The sequence below is a fragment of the Betaproteobacteria bacterium genome (assembly GCA_009377585.1).
Lineage (GTDB): Bacteria > Pseudomonadota > Gammaproteobacteria > Burkholderiales > WYBJ01 > WYBJ01.
On the sequence record WHTS01000017.1, the window covers coordinates 1 to 21,315 of the forward strand.

The 21,315-nt window shown below is 66.8% G+C and carries 18 protein-coding genes; 3 read left to right on the plus strand and 15 right to left on the minus strand.

The window, feature by feature from the left end:
• The 4 genes from rpoD to rpsU all read right to left on the minus strand — a co-directional run.
• Positions 1-2,237, minus strand: a 2,237-nt coding sequence (rpoD, locus tag GEV05_08150) for an RNA polymerase sigma factor RpoD (protein MPZ43356.1), incomplete at its 3' end; no start/stop codon positions are given.
• A 39-nt stretch (positions 2,238-2,276) separates the two neighbouring features.
• A complete protein-coding gene (locus tag GEV05_08155; GenBank protein ID MPZ43357.1) occupies positions 2,277-4,049 on the minus strand; it encodes a DNA primase in 1,773 nt (590 codons plus the stop codon).
• A 189-nt stretch (positions 4,050-4,238) separates the two neighbouring features.
• Positions 4,239-4,685, minus strand: a complete 447-nt coding sequence (locus GEV05_08160) for a GatB/YqeY domain-containing protein (protein ID MPZ43358.1) — start codon at positions 4,683-4,685, stop codon at positions 4,239-4,241.
• Between the two features lie 67 nt (positions 4,686-4,752).
• Positions 4,753-4,965, minus strand: a complete 213-nt coding sequence (gene rpsU / locus GEV05_08165) for a 30S ribosomal protein S21 (GenBank protein MPZ43359.1) — start codon at positions 4,963-4,965, stop codon at positions 4,753-4,755.
• A gap of 126 nt (positions 4,966-5,091) precedes the next feature.
• Between rpsU and tsaD the strand changes: the two genes are divergently transcribed.
• Positions 5,092-6,135 carry a tRNA (adenosine(37)-N6)-threonylcarbamoyltransferase complex transferase subunit TsaD gene (gene tsaD, locus GEV05_08170; GenBank protein ID MPZ43360.1) on the plus strand — a complete coding sequence of 348 codons (1,044 nt, stop codon included), beginning with the start codon at positions 5,092-5,094 and terminating at the stop codon, positions 6,133-6,135.
• Positions 6,136-6,162: 27 nt separating this feature from the next.
• On the opposite strand, the gene plsY is transcribed toward tsaD, so the two are convergent.
• A complete protein-coding gene (gene plsY, locus GEV05_08175; GenBank protein ID MPZ43361.1) occupies positions 6,163-6,762 on the minus strand; it encodes a glycerol-3-phosphate 1-O-acyltransferase PlsY in 600 nt (199 codons plus the stop codon).
• A gap of 29 nt (positions 6,763-6,791) precedes the next feature.
• On the opposite strand from plsY, the gene folB reads away from it, so the two are divergent.
• Positions 6,792-7,148, plus strand: coding sequence for a dihydroneopterin aldolase (gene folB / locus GEV05_08180; protein ID MPZ43362.1), 357 nt, complete (start codon positions 6,792-6,794; stop codon positions 7,146-7,148).
• A gap of 22 nt (positions 7,149-7,170) precedes the next feature.
• On the opposite strand, the gene xerD is transcribed toward folB, so the two are convergent.
• From xerD to GEV05_08220, 8 genes are all read right to left on the minus strand, one after another.
• Positions 7,171-8,070, minus strand: coding sequence for a site-specific tyrosine recombinase XerD (gene xerD, locus GEV05_08185; protein MPZ43363.1), 900 nt, complete (start codon positions 8,068-8,070; stop codon positions 7,171-7,173).
• Positions 8,054-8,566 (minus strand): methylated-DNA--[protein]-cysteine S-methyltransferase, encoded by a 513-nt coding sequence (locus GEV05_08190; GenBank protein ID MPZ43364.1) that lies wholly within the window; start codon positions 8,564-8,566, stop codon positions 8,054-8,056. Before GEV05_08190 ends, xerD begins: the two co-directional genes overlap by 17 nt.
• 183 nt (positions 8,567-8,749) lie before the next feature.
• On the minus strand, positions 8,750-10,768 hold the full coding sequence (locus tag GEV05_08195; GenBank protein MPZ43365.1) for an alpha/beta fold hydrolase: 2,019 nt from the start codon (positions 10,766-10,768) through the stop codon (positions 8,750-8,752).
• On the minus strand, positions 10,758-11,756 hold the full coding sequence (locus tag GEV05_08200; protein ID MPZ43366.1) for an Ldh family oxidoreductase: 999 nt from the start codon (positions 11,754-11,756) through the stop codon (positions 10,758-10,760). Before GEV05_08200 ends, GEV05_08195 begins: the two co-directional genes overlap by 11 nt.
• A gap of 275 nt (positions 11,757-12,031) precedes the next feature.
• Complete coding sequence (locus GEV05_08205; GenBank protein ID MPZ43367.1) at positions 12,032-12,658, minus strand: response regulator; 627 nt, start codon at positions 12,656-12,658, stop codon at positions 12,032-12,034.
• Positions 12,642-14,303, minus strand: a complete 1,662-nt coding sequence (locus GEV05_08210; protein ID MPZ43368.1) for a GHKL domain-containing protein — start codon at positions 14,301-14,303, stop codon at positions 12,642-12,644. Before GEV05_08210 ends, GEV05_08205 begins: the two co-directional genes overlap by 17 nt.
• A 170-nt stretch (positions 14,304-14,473) precedes the next feature.
• On the minus strand, positions 14,474-15,607 hold the full coding sequence (locus GEV05_08215) for a glutamate--cysteine ligase (protein MPZ43369.1): 1,134 nt from the start codon (positions 15,605-15,607) through the stop codon (positions 14,474-14,476).
• A 13-nt stretch (positions 15,608-15,620) separates the two neighbouring features.
• Positions 15,621-16,823: a cation:proton antiporter gene (locus tag GEV05_08220; protein ID MPZ43370.1), complete on the minus strand. Its 1,203-nt coding sequence runs from the start codon at positions 16,821-16,823 to the stop codon at positions 15,621-15,623.
• Between the two features lie 220 nt (positions 16,824-17,043).
• On the opposite strand from GEV05_08220, the gene GEV05_08225 reads away from it, so the two are divergent.
• Positions 17,044-18,771: a dihydroxy-acid dehydratase gene (locus tag GEV05_08225; GenBank protein MPZ43371.1), complete on the plus strand. Its 1,728-nt coding sequence runs from the start codon at positions 17,044-17,046 to the stop codon at positions 18,769-18,771.
• A 6-nt stretch (positions 18,772-18,777) separates the two neighbouring features.
• Here GEV05_08225 and GEV05_08230 read toward each other — a convergent pair whose 3' ends face one another.
• Both GEV05_08230 and GEV05_08235 read right to left on the minus strand, forming a co-directional pair.
• Positions 18,778-20,514: an FAD-binding protein gene (locus GEV05_08230; GenBank protein ID MPZ43372.1), complete on the minus strand. Its 1,737-nt coding sequence runs from the start codon at positions 20,512-20,514 to the stop codon at positions 18,778-18,780.
• Between the two features lie 180 nt (positions 20,515-20,694).
• Complete coding sequence (locus tag GEV05_08235; protein MPZ43373.1) at positions 20,695-21,312, minus strand: fumarate hydrolyase; 618 nt, start codon at positions 21,310-21,312, stop codon at positions 20,695-20,697.
• Positions 21,313-21,315: the final 3 nt, after the last annotated feature.

The following is a 21,315-nucleotide window of genomic DNA, read 5'->3' on the forward strand; positions in this document are numbered from 1 at the left end:
ATGCGCTCGCGCGTCACGTCGAACTGCTTGCCGACTTCTTCGAGCGTGTGGTCGGTGTTCATCTCGATACCGAAGCGCATGCGCAGCACCTTCGCTTCGCGCGGGGTGAGCGTGTCCAGCACGTCCTTGGTCACGTCGCGCAGGCTCGCATAAACCGCGGCGTCCACCGGGGCCATCTGGCTCGTGTCCTCGATGAAGTCGCCCAGGTGCGAATCGTCGTCGTCGCCGATCGGCGTCTCCATCGAGATCGGCTCCTTGGAGATCTTGAGGATCTTGCGGATCTTGTCCTCGGGCATCTCCATCTTCTCGGCGAGCAACGCGGGATCGGGCTCCTGCCCGGTCTCCTGCAGGATCTGGCGCGAGATGCGATTCATCTTGTTGATGGTCTCGATCATGTGCACCGGGATGCGGATGGTGCGCGCCTGGTCGGCGATCGAGCGCGTGATCGCCTGCCGGATCCACCAGGTTGCGTAGGTGGAGAACTTGTAGCCGCGACGGTATTCGAACTTGTCCACTGCCTTCATCAGGCCGATGTTGCCTTCCTGGATGAGATCCAGGAACTGCAGCCCGCGGTTGGTGTACTTCTTCGCGATCGAGATCACCAGGCGCAGGTTGGCCTCCGTCATCTCGCGCTTGGCGCGGCGTGCCTTGGCCTCGCCCGTGGACATCTGCCGGTTGATTTCCTTCAGGTCCTTGAGCGGAATGCCGACCCGGCGCTGCACGTCGATGAGCATGCCCTGCAGCTCGGTGATCGCCGGCTCGAAGCGCACCAGCGCCTCGCTGTACGGATGGCGTGCATCGATCTCGTTCGCGACCCAGCGCAGGTTGGACTCGTTGCCGGGAAACTCCTTGATGAAGTGGGCCCGCGGCATGCGCGCCTTCTCCACGCAGATTTCCATGATCTCGCGCTCGTAGCTGCGCACTTCCTCGACCAGCCTGCGCAGGCCGTCGCACAGCGCTTCGACCTGCTTGGCGGTAAAGCGGATGTTGAGCAGCTCGTTCGAAATCTGGTCGCGCACGTCGAGGTACGCGCGGTTGCGCGCACCGCTCTTGGCGAGCGTCTTGAGGAGTTTGTTGTAGAGGTTGCCGATGACCGCGAAGCGCCTGGCTGCCTCTTCCTTCAACCGCAGCAGGTTCGCGTTGGCAGCCGCGCCTTCGTCGTCCTCGTCCGTTTCCTCGATGTCGTCGACATCCTCCTCTTCGGCCATGTCCTGGATCGGCTCGTCCTCGTCCTCGGCGTTCGGATCGATCAGACCGTCGACGACCTCGTCGATACGCAGCTCCTCGCGCGCGACCCGCTCGGACAGCTTGAGGATCTCGGCGATCGTGGTCGGGCAGGCCGAAATGGCCTGGATCATGTGCTTCAAGCCCTCTTCGATGCGCTTGGCGATCTCGATTTCGCCTTCACGCGTGAGGAGCTCCACCGAACCCATCTCGCGCATGTACATCCGCACCGGATCGGTGGTGCGGCCGAACTCCGCATCGACGTTGGAGAGCGCCTGCTCGGCTTCCTCGGCCACGTCCTCGTCGGCCACCTGGGTGGCGGAATCCGACATGAGGAGCGTCTCGGCATCCGGCGCCTCGTCGTACACCTGGATGCCCATGTCATTGATCATGCTGATGACGGATTCGATCTGCTCCGCATCCAGCATGTCGTCCGGCAGATGGTCGTTGATCTCGGCGTAGGTGAGGTAGCTGCGCTCTTTGCCGAGCACGATCAGGTTCTTCAGCCGCATGCGTCGGGTTTCGGCATCGACCACCTGGACGAGGTGGCGGGCGCCTTCGAGGCCGGCGCGCCCGGCCTTGTCGCGGCCACCCCTGGTCGCGCCGCCTTTGTGCGAGCCTTCCATGCCGCGCTGCTGCGCACGCAGCTTGGCGATGGCGCGCGCCTGCTCGGCCGCCTTGGACTTGTCCGGCGCCTGCTCCTTACCCGGCTTGGCTGCTTTGGCCGGCAGCGCGAGCTGCTGCTTGTGCTCCGCGACCACGCGCGGAGCGGCTTTGGGTGCCGGCTTGGTGGCCGTCGGCCGGGCCGTCTTTACGGTTTTGGCTTTGCTTTTCACTGCGCTCTTGGCGCTTCGGGACCTGTCCACCGCCTTGCTGCGCGCGCTGCGCTTCGCATCGGCACGAGGTTTGGCGCGCTGCGGCCTGGCCGCCGCCTTCGCCTTTGCCGCTTTTGCCTTCTGGGCGGCGTTCTTCACCTTCGGCTTCTGCTTCGATTTCGCTGTCGCCTTGGTCATGTATCGGGTCCCTGGACGCTGATAGGAAAAAGCCGTCGATTATACGCTCGACTCCAGCCGGACGGCCGGCTCTTTCGCCGCCTGGCTCAAGCCCCGCAGCAGGCATTCGAGCTCTGCCTGCTCCTCGGGGGAACGATGCTCGGCAGCCCGCAGGGCGGTCAGTCGCCGCCGCAGAGTCTGCTGCTGCGCCTTGGCCAACGCCTCGGCGAACTCGGCTTCGATGTCGACCTGCGGGGCCGAGAGCAGATCGCATTGGACCTCGCGCAGCACTAGAGCGACCGCGCCGTCCTGGATGCGTTCCATGGCCCAGGGTACGACCTGCCTGGGGTTGATGTCGGGGCGAGCGGCCACCAAGTCAAGCACGGCCGCCAGCGCCGGCGTATAGCGGTCGGAAGGGTCGAGCGCCGAACGCGCCAGCCGGGCGGCGAGATGGGGCGCGGTCAGGATCGCCTGCAGCAGCCAGCGCATGAGCGTCGGCGCGGCCCGACGCGGGGGCGGCGCCGCGGCGGTGTGGGGCGCCGCCTGGGGCGCGCGACGCAGGCCGAAAAGCCGCTCGATGTCGGCCACCTCCACCTGGGTAGCCGCAGCCAGGCGCCGGCGCAAGAGCAATGCCAGCGCCGGGGCGTTTACCTGGGCGAGCAAGGGTTTTGCCAAGTGCAGCAGGCGGGCGCGGCCCTCGGGGGTAGCGAGATCGGCGCGCTCGCTCAATTCGCGCATGATCATCTCCGACAAGGGAACGGCTTCGCGCAGCAGGAGCTCGAACGCTTCGCGCCCGTCCCGGCGCACATAGCTGTCGGGGTCGTCGCCGTCGGGCAGGAACAGGAAACCGACCCCCTTCCCATCCACCAGCTTGCCGAGGCTCGTTTCCACCGCGCGCCACGCGGCCCGCCGGCCCGCCTCGTCGCCGTCGAAACAGAAGATCACCTGGTCGGTCAGACGCAGCAGCTTTTCGAGATGCATCGGTGTGGTTGCCGTGCCCAGCGTGGCGACCACGCCCGGCACGCCGTACTGCGCCAGCGCGACCACGTCCATGTAGCCTTCCACCACCACCGCGCGCCCGGACTCGCGCAACCCCTGGCGCGACTGAAACAGGCCATACAGCTCTCGGCCTTTTTCGAACAGCGGCGTTTCCGGCGAATTGAGGTATTTGGGCTCGCCCGCATCGATGATGCGCCCGCCGAAGCCGATGATCGCGCCGCGCGCGTTGACGATGGGGAAGACGATCCGGTCGCGAAACCGGTCGTAGCGCCGGCCACCCTCGGCATCGATCACGAGCCCGGCATCTTTCAGGGCCGTAGAGGTCTTGTAGTCGGAGAACGGCTCGGCCAGGGACTGCCAACCGCCCGGGGCGTATCCCAGCCCGAAGCGGGCGGCGATCTCGCCGTTGAGGCCGCGTTGCTTGAGATACGCGATGGCGCGCTCGGAACGCTTGAGCTGCTCCTTGTAGAAGCGCGCGGCGCGCAGCAGGCATTCCGCCAGATCCGGCCCCTGCTGGGTGCGTGTCACAACGTCGGTTGCACGCTGCTCGGGCAGCGTCATCCCGACCATCGCGGCGAGCTCTGTCACGGCCTCGACGTAGCCCAGGCCGGCGTGTTCCATGACGAAGCCGATGGCGTTGCCGTGCGCTCCACAGCCAAAGCAATGGTAGAACTGCTTGCTGGGGCTGACCGAGAACGACGGGGTTTTTTCGTTGTGGAAGGGGCAGCGCGCGACGTAGTTCTGACCGGCCTTGCGCAACTGCACGTGATGCTCGATCACGTCCACGATATCGACCCGGTTGAGCAGCTGCTGCTTGAAATCGTCCGGGATCATGCGCCGCGTGCCCTCAGCGAGAGTTACCCGCCGTCGCGATAAACGCGCCTCATGGACTGCCAATCCCTGGAGCCTGGGTTCCAGGGAGCGCCGACGGTTCGCAATTATAGGCGATGGAATACGGCAACTTAGGGGGCAACATCCATGCCAGCGCGGCGCGGCAGGTGCACCCGACTCAAGCGCTCGAACTTAGGCGTTCAAGCGGCTCTTCACCAGTTGCGATACCGCGGCCATATCGGCGCGCCCGGCGAGCCGCGGCCGCAGTGCCGCCATCACGGCCCCCATATCCTTCAGGCCTGCGGCGTTCACGCTCGCAATCGTCTCGTTCACGAGGCTTTCGATCTCGGCTGCGCTCAGCGCCTGCGGCATGTAGGCCTGGAGCACCGAGATTTCAGCCTGCTCGGCATTGACCAGATCCTGCCGGCCGGCCTTTTCGAACTGCGCGATCGACTCGCGCCGCTGCTTGAGCATCTTGTCGATGATTGCGAGCACGTCGGCGTCGGCAAGCTCGATACGCTCGTCGACCTCGCGCTGCTTGATCGCGGCGAGCAGCAGCCGAATCGCCTTCAGACGCTCGGCGTCCCTGGCGCGCATCGCCGCTTTCATATCGTCGCTGATCCGTGCCTTGAGCGACATCGGGAAAGGCTCTCGCCGCGCCGGCGGGCCACCAGCGCGAAGCAAAAAACACTCGACTCGGGGAGACTCAGTACAGCTTGGGGGGGAGGAGCTGGGAGCGCAGGCGCTTGTGCTGGCGCTTGACGGCGGCTGCGAGCTTGCGCTTGCGCGCCGAGGTGGGCTTCTCGTAGTACTCGCGGGAGCGCAGCTCGGTGAGCAGACCGGTCTTTTCGACCGTGCGCTTGAAGCGGCGCAGCGCTACCTCGAACGGCTCGTTTTCCTTGATGCGAACTGTCGTCATACAGGGGCTTCTTCCTGTCGAAGTGCGGGGTCTGGCATTATAGGCAGCACCTTTCCTGCTTTCAACCACCCGGATCACGGCGGTGGTCAGTCAGGTTTTTACGTGAGGCAATAGGCCACCCGAAGCATGTCCTTTCCCAGCGAGGACCGCTGCGTCCTCGGCATCGAGACGTCCTGCGACGAGACCGGCGTGGCACTTTATTCCAGCCGCCGCGGCCTGCTCGCCCATGCGCTCCATAGCCAGGTAGCGCTGCACGCCCGCTACGGCGGCGTGGTGCCGGAGCTCGCCTCGCGCGATCACGTGCGCCGGCTGCTGCCGCTCACGCATGCCGTGCTCGAGGACGCCCGCATGCAAGTCGCGCAGATCGATGCGATCGCCTACACGCAGGGGCCGGGACTTGCCGGCGCCCTGCTGGTCGGCGCTTCCTTCGCCCACGCGCTGGCCTATGCGCTGGACGTACCGGTACTCGGCATCCATCACCTCGAGGCGCACCTGCTCTCCCCGCTCATGAGCTCGGCCGCTCCCGCCTTCCCGTTCGTCGCTCTGCTCGTTTCGGGGGGCCATAGCCAGCTCATGCGGGTCGCGGGACTGGGCGATTACCGGCTTCTCGGCGAAACGCTCGATGATGCCGCGGGCGAAGCGTTCGACAAGACCGCGAAGCTGCTGGGCCTGGGCTATCCGGGAGGCCCGGCGCTGTCGAAACTGGCCAGCCGCGGCACGCCGGGACGCTACAAGCTGCCGCGGCCCATGCTCGCCAGCGGCGATCTCGACATGAGCTTCAGCGGGCTCAAGACGGCGGTCGTGACCATCGCGCGCAACGTGCAGCTCGACGCGCGCGACAAGGCGGATCTCGCTGCCGAATTCGAGCAGGCGGTGGCCGAAGTTCTGGCAGGTAAAGCATTGGCGGCGGTGCGCGCCGAGGCCGCGGGCGATCTGGTGGTCGCGGGCGGGGTGGGTGCCAATGCGCGCCTGCGCGCGCTGCTGGCGGCAAGAGCACGCGACGAAGGCATCGCCGTCCACTATCCGCCGCTCGAGCTCTGCACCGACAACGGGGCCATGGTCGCATTCGCCGGGGCCATGCGGCTGGCCGCAGGCACAGCGCGCGCGCCGGCCGCGGCGGAGCGCGCATTCAACGTCCGACCGCGCTGGGATTTGGCAACGCTGCGCTAGCGCTTCCGCGCGTTGGCAAAAGAAACGTCAGGAGGCCCGTTCGCCGATGCGCCCCTCGGTGCCGGTAAGCAGCTTGGCGATGTTGGAGCGGTGGCGCAGGACGAGAATGGCCGCGACCATCAGTACCGCGGCGAAGTAGGGGTGGCGTACATTGTAGAGCATCGCCGTGAACACCGGGGCGGAGGTGGCGGCGATGAGCGCGGCGAGCGACGAGATGCGAAAGAAGGCCGCGATGGCGATCCAGGTCGCCAGCGTTCCGGCGCCGAGCCAGGGGTTGAGCGCGAACAGCACGCCGGCCGCGGTGGAAACGCCCTTGCCGCCGGCGAAGCGATGATAGAGCGGAAAGACGTGGCCCAGCACGACGGCAACGGCCGCAATGCCGGCCGCCAGCGTCGGATCGCTGCCATACTCCCGGGCCAGCAGGACGGCAACCGCCCCCTTGCCGGCGTCGCCGATGAGCGTGAGCACGGCTGCGGCCCTGCGGCCGGTGCGCAACACGTTGGTCGCTCCCGGATTGCCGGAGCCGTAGCTGCGCGGATCGGGTAGCGCGAGCGCTCGCGACACAACCACGGCGAACGACACCGAACCGATGAGATAGGCGGCGATGGCGACGACTATCGGGTTCATGCGGCGCATTCTACAATCGAGCGCCAGCCATGGACACCATCTTCATATCCGAGCTCAAGCTCGACACGCTGATCGGCATTTACGCGTGGGAGCACGAGGTGCCACAGACGATCCAGCTCGACGTGGAGCTCGCGGTCGATGCGAGCCGGTGTGCGCGCTCGGGGCGCATCGCCGACACGGTGGATTATTCCAGAGTGGTAACGCGCATCCGCGAAACGCTCGCGAAGCGGCATTTCACGCTGATCGAAAAGCTCGCCGAGGAGCTGGCGGCGATGATTCTGCGCGAGTTCGATACGCCCTGGGTGCGCATCACGGTGGCGAAGCTCGCGGCGTTGCGCAGCGTGAAGAAACTCGGCCTCACCATCGAGCGCGGCGTTCGCCCCTGACGCTTGCGCGCTCGGTCAGCCGTCAGCCGCGCGGATGATGCCGCGCATGCAATTGCTTCAGCCGTTCGCGCGCGACGTGCGTGTAGATCTGGGTGGTGGAGATGTCGCTATGCCCGAGCAGCATCTGCACCACGCGCAGGTCGGCGCCGTGATTGATGAGATGAGTGGCGAAGGCGTGCCGCAGCACGTGCGGCGAGACGCTCTGTGCGATGCCCGCGCTGCGGGCATAGCGCCCGATCAAATGCCAAAAGGCCTGCCGCGTCATCGCCGCGCCGCGAGCGGTGACGAAAAGAGCGTCGGCACTGCGCCCGGCCAGTAACCGCGGTCGCGCGGCGCGCAGAAAGTGCTCGATCCAGTCGAGCGCCTCCTCGCCCAGAGGCACCAGGCGCTCCTTGGCTCCCTTGCCGAGCACGCGCACCACACCGGCGTCGCGGCTTACCTGCCCGACGGCGAGCTGCACCAGCTCCGATACGCGCAGGCCGGTGGCATAAAGCGTCTCCAGCATGGCGCGATCACGCAGTCCCAAGTCGGTGCTCACGTCCGGTGCGCCGAGCAACGCCTCCACGTCGGCCTCGCTCAGGGTCAGCGGAAGCGCGCGTGCGAGCTTCGGCGCCTCGATCGCCACGGTGGGATCGGCCGCGCATAAGCTTTCCCGGACCGCGTGGCGGTAGAAGCGCTTGAGCGCCGACAGCAGGCGGGCCGAGCTGCGCGCACTGGTGCCCTGCGAGACCCGATGCGCCAGGTAGCCGAGCACTTCGGCCTTGCCGGCTTCGAGCAAGCTGCGGCTGCGCCGCGCACCGAGCCAGCGGGCGAAGTGTTCGAGATCGCTGCGATAGCTCTCCAGCGTATTGCGTGCAAGCCCGTCCTCGAGCCACAAGGCGTCGCAGAAGCGGTCGATCGCGGGATCAACGCCAGCCTTCATGCCGCAGCAGCCATTGCTTGATCGACAAGGGGCCGGTCGCACGCGAGTGCATGAAACCGCCGATGCGCCCGCCCGCGGCTACGACCCGGTGGCAGGGCACGACCAGCGGCACCGGATTCGACCCGCACGCTCCGCCCACCGCTCGCGCCGCAGTCCCGAGCGCGGTGGCGAGCTCGCCGTAAGTACGCGTGCGGCCGCTCGCAATCGCCGCGATCGCTCGCCATACGCTCACCTGGAACGCCGTGCCCTCGAGCACGTAGGGCACATCGAAATGGTGCCTGGGATTCGCCAGGTAAGCCGCGATCTGGGCGCAGGCTTCGCGGGCAGTCGCATCCAGCGGATCCAGACGCTTCGCCTTTGTCCCGAGGTACCTGACTTCGGTCACCTGATCGCTACCGGTGCGAATGCCGACGTAACCGAACGGCGCAGCCACCACGGCCTGCCAGCGCCAGCTTGCCGGATCCGCATCGCGCTCGGCCGCCGTGCTGCGCTTCATGACGGTTGAACGCGCATCCGGACGAGTTTCTGCAGCGCGTTCACGGTCAACACCAGCTCGATGCTGCTCGCATCGAGCACGAACATGAACGGCAGCAGGAAGGCGGGCGCGGTGTACTTCCAGGCCTGCAGCGTCGTAGGCGGGCGGGCGCGTCGATCGACATGGCAAGCGAGCGTACTACTTTCAGTCGAACAACGGCAGCCGTCCGCTCAATCGCGCCGCCCATTCGAGCGGATCGAAGCGCGCCGCCCGTCCGCCGAGGCAATCGGACAGAAACGTCTCCGTTGCCCGCAACACGCGCAGGTGGTGCGCCCAATAGCCCATCGAATGTCCCATCTCCGGAACGGTCACGTACTGCACGTGCCGTCCTCGGCTACGCAGGGCTTCGACCATCCGCGCGGATTGCTCGGCGCGAACCCGCACGTCGTTTTCGCCTTGCACGATGAGCACGGGGCGTTCGATCCGGTCCGCCCAGTTGAGCGGCGAGACCTTCTCCATGCGCGCCCGGTCGACCGGCACGGCCGGATCGCCGACGTAGTTGTACCAGTAGCTGAGCTCGAGCTCCCAGTAGGGCGGAAAATCCTCGATCAGACTGACGAGATCGGTGGGTCCGGCGATATCGATCCCGCAGGCGAACAGTTCCGGCTCCCGGGCGAGCGCCATCAAGCTCGCATAACCGCCGTAGCTGTGGCCCATGACCGCGACCCGTGCCGGGTCGGCGATGCCTTTCTCGATCGCCCAGCGCACGCCGTCGACGAGGTCGTCCTGCATGCGTCCACCCATCTCGCCCACCGCCGCAGTCAGGAACGAACGGCCATAGCCGGTAGAGCCGCGGAAATTGATGGCAAGCACGGCATAGCCGCGATTGGCGAGGAAGTGCGCCCGCAGCAGATCCTCGCTGTGACCCGGATCCGACCATACCACCCGCGACCAAGGCCCGCCGTGGACCAGCACCACCAAGGGCAGCCGCTTCTTGTCTCCTGTCCCGGGCGGACGCACGAGGTAGGCGGGAATCGCAAGACCGTCGCGGGCCTGGAACTCGACTGCTTCCGGCACCGTCAACAGACGCCCCAGCCCGTTCGCGTCGCTGTCGCCCAGCGGCTCGTGGGTTTTCCGCATGCGATCGAGCAGGTAGTAGCGCCGATCCGCGTGGGTGAATACGCCGATCACGAGACGCTTTTCGGCCGCGTCCATGGACACGATGTCGAAGCCGAAACGCACGCCGGCGTATTCGTCCAGCAGGGGTTTCAGGTCGGCCTCGAGCCCCGGGTCGAGGATGCGCGTGTGCGGATAATCCGCGTTGGTGCTGACGGTGAGCGGTGCACCGCTCACCTTGCTGGCCACGACCCGGCCCACGTCGGCGCCCGCCTCCTCGTGCACGAGCGCACCCACGCCGCTCGCCGTATCGACTTCGAACAGCGCCATGCGGTCGCGGCCCTTGTTGCTCAGCACCCAGGCCTTGCGGTGATCCGGCGATACACCGACCGCGCGGGTCACGTCCTCGCTCTCGCGCGACAACGCCGAGCGCGCGCGCAGTTCCGCCGAGCGTGGCTTACCCCGCGGGCGCGCGGCGACCTCGGACTTGCGCCAGCCGAGAACGGCGCCCTGCGCATCGGTTACAGGTGTGACGCCGTCGCCTGGATTGGCGGCGACCAGTTCCTCGGCGCCAGTGGCGAGATCGATCCGATAGAGATCGCGCACGTTGCGATCGCGCCGGTTGTGCAGCACCAGCACGTGCTGCGGATCCGAATCCAGGATGCGATAGAGCCACACGCGCACACCGGGATACGGCGTCAGATCGCGCAGCTCGGCATCGGGATCATCCAGCTCCAGGCTGTACAGGTGGTGGTTTTCCGCGCCCGACTTGTCGTCCAGGATCAGCAGCCGCCGGCCGTCCGCCGACCAATGCGTGCCGCTGCCGCCGACGCGATACACGTGCACCGAGCCGTCGGGGTTGCGCACGTGCAAGCGCCGGCCCCACCTGGACGGCCCGCTCCAGCGCAGCCGGCTGCCGTCGGGAGAGAAGGAAAATCCGTCGAGCCCGTGACGCCCGAATACGAACTTGTAGGTCGCAATGAGCTCGGGCAGCTCGGCTTCGCGCAGCGCCGGATGCACCGGGGCGCGCTCGCAGCCGGCGGCGAGCGTCGTGATCAGCACGCACAGCGCGACGTGCCGCCATACCGGACGCAGTCTAGGCAGCAAGTTGCCGGATCTGCGCGAGAAGCGAATCGGACAGCGTGACACCTTCGGCTCGAGCCGTCGCAAGCGCCGCGTGGCGGCGCGAGCCGGGAAGCCGCACGCCTGCGTCCGCCGTCATGGCCGCAACCAGGGCCTCGATCCGGTCCAAGAATACTTCGCGTCCAGCCACGGCGTCCGGATCGATGGCAGCCAGGGCATGTCCGATCCGCGCGGGATCGCCGGGCTCGAAGAACGAGTCGTTTTCGAAGCCGAACGCGGCGCCGGTCAGGGCGCAGCACAGGAGCTCGACCGTGAGCGCCAGCATGGTCCCTTTCGCGCCGCCGATGGCGGCGAGGCTTCCGGTAAGCGCGGCTTTCGCGTCGGTGGTCGGATTGCCGTCTCGATCCAGCGCCCAGCCGAGCGGAATAGGCTTGCCGTGCTCGGCATGCAGCATGATCTTGCCGCGCACGACCTCGGTGAGCGACAGATCGATCAGGAGCGGCGGCCCATCGCGGCGCGGGAACACGGCAGCGATCGGGTTGGTGCCGAAGAGCGGCCGCTTGCCGCCCCACGGGTTGATGGCCGCCGGCGAGTTGGTGAAGGCAAGTCCCACCATCCCGGCCTCGGACATGGGCTGCAGATGGTAGGCCATGACGCCGGCGTGGTGGCTGCCGGTCACACCCGCAAGCGCGATGCCGCACTGCTTCGCACGCGGGACCGCCTCGGCCGCAGCCAGCGCCAGAGCCTCATAAGCGAGCCCGCCGCCGGCATCGATCAGGCAACAACCTGCGTGGCTGCGCACGATGCGCGGCACCGCCGTTCCTTGCGCGCGTCCCGTGCGCAAGTGTCCGCAGTAGAGTGCGAGGCGTGCGAGCCCGTGGGTGGGAACGCCGCTCGCTTCGGCGTGCACGAGCGCTCTAGCCGTTGCGCGCGCCATGCTCGGCGCTGCGCCGGCGCGGCACAGCGCTGTCGCCGCGAGAGCAATCAGATCGGAGATCGAAACGAGCGGCACGGACCGACCCCGGTTCGGGTGGCGAGTTGGATGCGGCTGCGAGCGCGCCGCCTTCGAAGGCGCGCGTGCAAGCGCGCGCATTGTAGAAGCCGGCCCGGCGAGGGTCAACGCGCAGACACTGACGCGCGGGTTAAAGCGCCGCACTCGAACGCGCAGGCTCGCAGGGCGTATAGGTCACCCGCCGCATGCGCCGCGCGCATTCTCCCTCGAACGCGCACACTCCGGGATGCACCCTGGCGGCACCCCGGATCGAAACGCGCTCGGCAGCCGAGCCCTCAGATCGCGTGCTCGCGGTCTGCCGTGAGCGCGAAGCGAATGAGCTCGGAGAGATTGCGCGCCTGCAGCTTCTCCATCAGGCGCGCCTTGTACACCTCCACCGTGCGCGGGCTGATGCCGAGCGCTTCGCCGATTTCGCGGTTGTGCCGACCGGCCGCGGCAAGATCCATCACCTGGCGCTCGCGTGGCGTGAGCCGTGCCAGGCGCGAGGAGGTCTCGTCGCCCACCACTTTTTCGGCGCGCCGCTTCGCATCGCGTTCCAGCGCCGAGCCCACCGCCGCCACCAGCTGCTCCTCATCGAGGGGCTTCTCGAGAAAGTCGACCGCACCCGTTTTGAGTGCCTGGCGCGCTGACGCCGCATCGCCGTGCCCGGTGATGATGACGATCGGCATCTCGACGTTCTGGGATGCCAGCCGGGATTGCAGATCCAGGCCCGTCATGCCGCTCATCTTGATGTCGAGCACGAGGCAGCCGCGCCAGTCTTTGCGGTAGGCGGCCAGAAAATCCTCGGCGCTGCTGAAGATCGCCGTGCGATAGCCCTTCAAGCCGAGCAACAAGGCAAGCGCATCGCGCACCGCCCCATCGTCGTCGACGATAAACACGGTTTGTTCAACTGTCGCTGTCATCGGTTTCTCCTGTCAGGGTGGGCAAAGTCAAATGAAACGACCCGTAATCGGTCGGCTCCACCCAGAGCCGGCCGCCATGCGCCTTGACGATCGCGCGGCTGATCGCGAGACCGAGACCCATGCCGTGCGACTTGGACGTCGAGAACGGCAGGAACAATTTGTCGCGTAGCGACGGAGGAATGCCAGGACCGGAATCGATCACGCTCAACTGCACGAAGCCGCCTTCGCGGTCCGCCGCCATGAGCTTGATCTCGCGGCGCACCGGCCGTGCTTCGCGAATCGAGTCCAGGGCGTTGGCGAGCAGATTGCGGAACACGATCTCGAGCTCCAGGCGATCGACCAGGATGCGCGGCAGATCGGGCTCGATCTTGAGGTTGAGCGCGATGCCGTCGGCCTTGGCCTCCTGGGCGAACACGGTCCGCATGGCTTCGAGGAACTCGCCGGGCGCAAGACGCTCCAGATTCATCGTGCCGCTGCGCAGGAAGTCGCGCAGGCGCTTGACGATCGCGCCGACGCGCTGCGCCTGCTCGGTGATCTTGCCGACCGTCTGCTCCAGCTGCAGCACATCGGGCGGCGTGCGCGCCAGCATGTGCTGGCAGGCGCGCCCGTAAGTCACCAACGCGGTGAGGGGCTGGTTGACTTCGTGCGCCAAGGCGGCAGCCATCTCGCCGGCCGCGGCCAGCCGCAGCGATTGGCGCAGGCTCTCCTGCGCGCGTTCGCGTTCGTCCACCACCACGCCGAGCAGCAGCCCGGTGACGCTCAGACCCAGCATGCGCGCCTGCAGCTCCAGCAACGTGCCGACTTCCGTGCCGCTCGCCTGGGCCACGACGATGAGCCCGACCTGGACGAATGCGAGCCCCGCGGCCGCTCCCACCAAGCCCTGCCGGGCCGCGATCCAGATGAGCGGCAGGAACAGAACGAAGAAGTACTTGACGTGCCCGCCCGGCAGAAAGGCGAACACGGCGCCCAATATGGCGACGGTACTGACCAGCTGGACCAGCGTTTCCCAGCGCGGCAGCATTGCGGCGACCTTGCGCCGGCCGTTGCGGTCGGCCAGGACGAGAAAGAAGGGCATCAAGGCGAGCACGCCGACGACATCGCCGATCCAGTAGCGCAGCAACGCCTCGGGAAAAGCGGACCACTCCGCCAGACCGAACACGGCATGGCTGCCGACGTACACGCTGCCGATCAGCAACGGCGCAATCGACAGGATCCCGAGCATCCAGGCGAAATCGCGCAGGCTGCGAATGCGCCCGCGCACCGACAGACGGCGCGACAACGCCATGCCGGCAGCGGTGTAGCCGAGGGTCATGATGAGGGCGCCCACCACGACCGTGCCCACCGGCGCCGGCGTCTGCCGCACCAGGGCCTCGGATATCAGCATGGCGAGCAGCAGAGCCGGTGCAGCGCGCAACCCCCGGATCAGCACCAGGCCGAGAGCCAACGCGATCTGTGGATTCCAGGGCGTGATGCCGATGGAGGCCGACGGGTGGATGAAGCTGACGCGCTCCAGAACGAGATACAACCCGACGAAGACGATCGCCAGTTCCCATTCCTGCAACGACCAGATCGCTGCCGGCCGCGACTCGGGACCCGAGGCGGCGATCGGTTGCTGCAACAATCCGGAGGGCTGGGTTTTCTGCATGCGAGCCTCGATGACTGCCTGCGTGAGAGCCGTACGACGTTGCACGCAAGCACCGTTCCGCTGCGCAACTCAAATCCGCCGTTCTTGCAACACTAAGTTACATAGCGTACGCAGCCGGAAATAAAAGCGCAACCCCCCTTACGAGTTTTTTTGCCGCAGACGCAGCGCCCCTAACGCGATCCCGGGCTTTCCCTGCCGCACCAGCGCTCGCACATCGCCCGTACGACATCGGCGAGCGAACCATTGCGGGCGTTCAGGGTGCGCATCCATTGCGCATCGTTGAGCTCCGCCGTGGCCCTGGCGCGCAGAAAAGCCAGCGCGCGTTCGCTGCCCAGGCGCTCGGCGCAAGCGCCGAGCCGCTCCAGTATCGCGAGGATTTCGCTGCGCAGGCTCACCGACCTGCCGCTGCGGACATCGGCAATCTGCGCCGCAAATCCGAAGCGGCAGGCCTGGAACCGGTTGTAGTCGTAGACGTTGGAATCCTCGGCTGCGTCCTCCTGCGTACCGCGCTGATCCTCGAGCCATGCGCACAGGGTCTGCGCAAACGCCGCGATCGCCGCCGCGGTTTCGATGTCGAGCGGCGTATCGCAGACGCGGATCTCGATCGTGCCGAATTCGGGTTTGGGCCGCACGTCCCAATAGAAGTCCTTCATGCTGCGCACGATCCCGAACCCCGCCATGCGATCGAAGTAGCGCGTGAATGCCTGCCAATCCGCAACGGGCGGCATGTGGCCCGAGAGCGGGAAGACCGAGACGGCGTGCAGGCGGGAGCTGTCGAAGGCCGTATCCTCGCCTTGCGAAAAAGGCGAGGCCGCGGCGAGCGCGATCAGGTGGGGAATGAAGCGTGCCATCTGGCGCGTAAGATGAATCGCCTCGTCGGCGCCGGCGCAGCCGATATGGATGTGCTGGCCGAACACGGTGAACTGCTTGGCGAGATAACCGTAGAGCTCGGACAGCGCGGAGAAGCGCTCGGTGGGGAAGATCCTGCGCTGCGCCCAATGGTGAAAGGGATGCGCGCCGCCGCCGGCGATACCGATATTGAGCTTCTCCGCCGCCGCGCACAGCTCGGCTCGGACCTCGGCGAGATCGCGCAACAGATCGTCGTGGCGCGTGTGCACCTCGCTGTTCACCTCGATCATGCTCTCGGTGATCTCGGGCTTGACGTTGTTCGCACGCGGGCTCCTGGCAAGCACAGAAAGCAGACTTTCGGCGCCGCGTGTGAGGTCGAAATCGCGCAGGTTGACGAGCTGCAATTCCAGCTCGACACCCATGCTCAGCGCTCGACCTGCTTTGAATGCGGGCAGCACGCTCGTCCTCTCAGGGCTTGACGTCGCCGGACAGCCGCAGCGCCCAGTGCAGCGCGAGCGGACCGGCCAGCTCGAACACGACGATCGCAGCCAGCAACACCGACGCGAGCTCCTGGCCGAACTGCGGATAACGCATGGCGATGTCGTGCATCAGCAGCAGCGCCATGCCCGACATCGGCATCAATGTAAGTCCCAGACAGGCTGTCTGGCGCCACGGTAGCGGCGACAGCGGCGCGGAGGCCATCACGCCCAGCCACTTGCCGGCGGCCCGGGCCAGCACATAGATTACCGCAGCCCAGCCGGCGGTCTGCAATTCCGGCCAGGCGGCCTGGGCGCCGGTGATCACGAACAGCAGGATGTAGAGCACGCGTGCGCCGCCGCCCAGATCGAACTCCATCAGCTCGAAGCGGCGCGGAACGTTGCGCACCGTCGCCCCGGCAGAGAGCAGAGCCAGGAACACCGACAGCTGGAGTGCCGTTGCAAGCCCCACCGCGATCAGCACCGCCGCCACGATCAGCACGAAGTGGACATCGGCGCGCCGCGTCAAGGCGCTCGCCGCATAGGGCAGCGCGAAGCCGGTGGCGATGCCGATGGCGAGCGAGCCGAGCAGCAGATACAGGGGGTGCAGCACCACCGTGAGCCAGCCCGCGCGGTATTCCAGGTGCACCATCGCGACCAGCATGGTGGTGAGCAGGAAGGCAAGCAGCGTATTCACGGCGACCAGGTTGAGGCAGCGATCGGTGACTTGTCCTTGCGCATGCGCGTCGCTGGTGACGAGCCAAACGACTGCCGGTGAGGTCGCGATCCCGATGGCAGCGGCCACCGCGGCCTGGATGGGCGGAAAGCCGAACGCGATCAGCGCCGCACTGACGCCACCGAAGCACAGCGCGCTTTCGGCCAGCGACGCGATCCACAGCGAGGGATCGCGGCGCAGCCATTGCAGGTCGAGGCGGCGACCCAGCTCGAACAGCACCAGGCCGACCGCGATATCGACGATGACACGCGCTTCCTCCAGCAGCGGCCGCACCGGCAAATCGAGCGCGAGCGGACCCACGGCGAATCCCGCCAGCACGTAGCCGAACACCGCAGGCATTCTGAAGCGCTGCGCAGCCGCGCCCAGGACACCGCCAATCACCAGCAGCACGCCGAGCAGCAGCGCCTCGTTCAACGGCGGCGGGAAATCCGGGAAAAAGGGCATCATCACTTCAGCCACGATCGTCCCTGTTCGGGTCGCATGCGAGGCGCGAAGCGTGCGATTCGCAGCGCAGGCCTGTCATCGGTTTGCGCGCGTACGCCGGCAGTCCGCCCGATGCGTTGGCTATAATCCCCGGGCGCGCCTGCGCATCGCGGCTGCGCACATGCCGGCGCAAACCAAGCGCAACGCGCGCCGTGCAGCTCCACCATTGGCATTCAACCCCCTGCGGAGGCCCGAAATGAGCGATTCCAGGCGAGGCATGCGCCGCGCCCTGACCAGCTACGGCGACGAAGCGTTCTCGCTGTTCCTGCGCAAGGCCTTCATCAAGGCGATGGGCTATTCGGACGATGCCCTGGCACGCCCGGTGATCGGAATCACCGATACCTACAGCGGCTTCAACGCCTGTCACCGCAATGTACCCGAACTGATCCAGGCGGTGAAGCGCGGGGTCATGCTCGCCGGCGGATTGCCGATCGAATTCCCGACCATTTCGCTGCACGAGTCGTTCTCGCATCCGACCAGCATGTATCTGCGCAACCTCATGTCGATCGACGTGGAGGAAATGATCCGCGCGCAGCCCATGGACGCGGTGGTGCTGATCGGCGGCTGCGACAAGACCGTTCCGGCCCTGCTGATGGGCGCGGCGAGCGCGAACACGCCGGCCATCGTGCTGGTGACCGGACCGATGATGACCGGTTCGCATCATGGCGAACGGCTCGGCGCATGCACCGATTGCCGGCGCTTCTGGGCCAAGTTCCGCGCCGGCGAGATCGACGAGCAGGAGATCAACGACCTCAACGCAGTGCTCGCACCGTCCGCCGGCACCTGCATGGTGATGGGCACCGCCAGCACCATGGCGTGCATGACCGAGGCACTGGGCATGATGCTGCCGGGCGGCGCGGCGATCCCCGCCGTGCATGCCGACCGGCTGCGTGCGGCCGAAGCCACCGGCGCGCGCGCCGTTGCAATGGCCGCTGAGGGACTCACGCCGGATCGGATCATGACGCCGCGCGCATTCGAAAATGCGCTGCGCATGCTGGCTGCGATCGGCGGCTCGACCAACGCGATCGTGCACATCGCCGCGGTCGCCGGCCGGCTCGGCATCGAGATCGATCTCGATGCGTTCGACCGGCTCGGCGACCAAACGCCCGTGCTGGTGGACCTGAAGCCCACCGGCCAGCACTACATGGACGATCTGTTCAAGGCGGGCGGGGTCACGGCGATCCTGCGCGAATTGCAGCCGCTGCTCAATCTCGACTGCGTCACCGTCAGCGGCAAGACCCTGGGCGAGAACATCGATCAAGCGCCCGCGTCGTTTCCGCAGGAGGTGGTGCGGCCGTTTTCCGATCCGATCTTCAAGCAAGGCGGTATCGCCGTTCTGCGCGGGAACATTGCGCCCAACGGAGCGATCATCAAGCAGGCGGCTGCTACGCCGGCGCTGCTGCAGCATACCGGCCGTGCGGTGGTGTTCAGCTCGCTGGAGGATCTCGCCGAGCGCGTCGATCGCGACGATCTCGACGTGCACGCGGACGACGTGCTCGTGCTGCAGAACGCAGGGCCCAAGGGCGCGCCCGGGATGCCCGAATCGGGTTATCTGCCGATTCCGCGCAAGCTCGCACGCCAGGGGGTGAAGGACATGGTCCGGATCTCGGATGCACGCATGAGCGGCACCGCCTTCGGCAGCATCGTGCTGCACATTTCGCCCGAAAGCGCGGTGGGCGGTCCGCTCGCGCTGGTGAGAACGGGCGATCGCATCCAGCTCGATACCACGGGGCGGCGCATCGATCTGCTGGTCGACGACGCCGAGCTCGACAAGCGCAGGAAGACCTGGCGCGCACCCGAGCCGCGCGCCGAGGACGATCGCGGTTATCGCAAGCTCTTCCTCGAACAGGTCGAGCAGGCCGAGCGCGGCTGCGACTTCACGTTCCTCATGCCGGCCATGCGTGCTCGCTCGCCCGAACGCTAGCCGACCCTACGCGGCCTGCTGATCGCGCAGCAGCGTCTCGCCCGGCTGCACGCGGGTGAACTCCACCGGGCGTGTATCGATCTCGAACTTGCCCTCGGTCAGGCGCACGCAGGTGAAGCGCGAGGTCGCGAGATCGCCGGTATTGGGGAAGTCGGAACGGAAGTGCGCACCGCGCGAATCCTCGCGCGCCTGCGCCGCGGCACGGATCGACTTGCTCACGAGCAGCAGGTTCTCGAGATTCAGCCAATCGTGCCAGGTCAGATTGAATGCAAGATCGCTATCCGCAACGCCGGTCTCGTTCAACCTCGCTTCGAGCGCATCGAGACGTTCCGACGCGCGCGCGAGGCTCGCCGCATCGCGCACGATGCCGACCTCGTCCCACATGACCTCGTGGAGCGTATCGCGGATCGCAGCCAGATCGCCCGGCTTGCGCGTCAGCGGATGGCGCGCGCGCGCCATCGCCGCATCGATGATGTTCTCGTCGGGCTCGCGGAATTCGCCGTGGCGGCCGAGCCACTGCGCGATCCGATCACCCGCGATGCCGCCATAGACGGTGGAGTTCGCGACCCCGTTGCCACCCAGGCGGTTTGCCCCGTGCACCCCACCCGTATCCTCGCCGGCGGCGAACAAGCCCGGCAGCTCGGTGGTGCAATCGGTGCCGAAGACCACCCCGCCCATCATGTAGTGCGCGGTCGGCACGACCTCCACCAATCCGCCGGCCAGGTCGAAGCCGCAGTCCTCGCAGCGCTCGACCATGCCTTTGAACATGCGCCGCACGTTCTCCGGACCGAGGTGGCTCATCGAGATGTAGACGCCGCCGTTGGGCGTGACGTTGCCGCAGCGCATTTCTGCGAAGATCGCGCGCGAGACGATATCGCGCGTGGCGCGTTCGCCGCGCGGATCGTAGTTGTGCATGAAGCGTTCGCGCGCGCCGTTCCAGAGCTCGCCGCCGGACCCGCGCAATCCTTCCTCCAGCACGGTGCCGGTCATGCGCGTATGCGGTCCCGCCAGCAAGCCCGTCGGATGGAACTGCACCATCTCCATGTCGCGCAGGGTAAGCCCCGTGTGCAACGCCATCGCCATGCCGTCGCAGGTCTTGTCGCCCGAGGGCGTGTGGTACTTGTACATGGTCGGTCCGCCGCCGGTGGCGAGCAGAACGGCTTTGGCTTGCACGAACACGAAACCGCCGCTACGGATGTCGATCATGAGCACGCCCGCGATGCGGCTGCCGTCCTTCGAGCGCACCAGCGCGATCGCGCGATGCTCTTCCAGGCGCCGTATGCTGCGTGCCCAGACCTGCTCGGCGAGGCGGTTGATGATCTCGATCCCGGTCAGGTCGCCCTTGTGTACCGTGCGATCGAAGGTCTGGCCGGCAAATGCCTTCTGGTGCACGCTGCCATCGGGATTGCGATCGAAGAAGCAGCCCAGCTCGTTCTCCAGCTCGTGGATGCGCTCGATGGCGACTTCCACCAACTGCCAGGCGAGCTCCTGGTGCGGCAGCCACTTGCCGCCTTCGATCGTGTCCATGAAATGGCGCTCGACCGAATCTTCCTTCGCCAGCGCGACGTTGTACCCGCCCTGGACCATGCGGGTGCAACCGCACTTGCCGAGCAGCCCCTTCACCGCCACCGTGATGTCCAGCGCAGGATCGGCCTTGTGCGCGTGCAGGGCGCCGAACAGGCCCGCGCCGCCCGAGCCCAGGATCAGGAGGTCGGTTTGGGTTCGTCGCAATTTGATTGTCATCCGTTGTTTCCAGTGAATTACGGCGTTACGGTTCGCACTTCCAGGTTTCCCCTCACTTGCAGTGCGCGCATCGGCATGCAGGCCGATGCCGTTCGGCCGGCGCGACCCATGGTTCGCCAAACCCCGGCCGAACCCCCCAACCCCTCTCCCGGAGGGAGAGGGGAGCCGGGCGCCGAAGGTTCAAAGCTTCGCTGCGACGCCGAGCTCGGCGAGCACCTTGGCGCGCCGGTCGCGCGCGGAGTCGGCGACGTTCGTGTACAGGTTGCCGCCGTGGCTATCCATTGCGACCAGCAAGGGGCCGAAGCCCTTGACGCGGAATTTCCATAACGACTCGGGATTCAAGTCGTCCAGATCCACGTCTTCGATGGCCTCGATCCAGGTGGTTTCGAGCGCGGCCGCGCCGCCGATGATGGCGAGATAAGCTCCGCCCAGTTCGGCAAACGCCTTCTGCGACTCGGCGAGCAGACCGCCCTTGCCGATGATGATCCGCACGCCGTATTGTGCCATGAGCGGGCGGGTGAATCGCTCCATGCGCGCGCTCGTGGTCGTGCCCACGCAGAGCGGCTCGTAGCCCGTCGGCGTGGCCTGCGTTTCGCCGATCCACTTCACGTTCGGCGCGGTGTGCACGGCCGCATGCCCGTTTAGGTCGAAGCGGGTCTTGCGGCCGCGGTCGAACATGTGGATCTGGGTCGCATCGCGGATGCCGTACAGCGTGCCGTTGAGCGTCACGGTATCGTTGACGCGCAGCGCGCGCACCTGCTGCTCGTCGATCGGCATGTCGAACTCGTGATGGGCCATGTG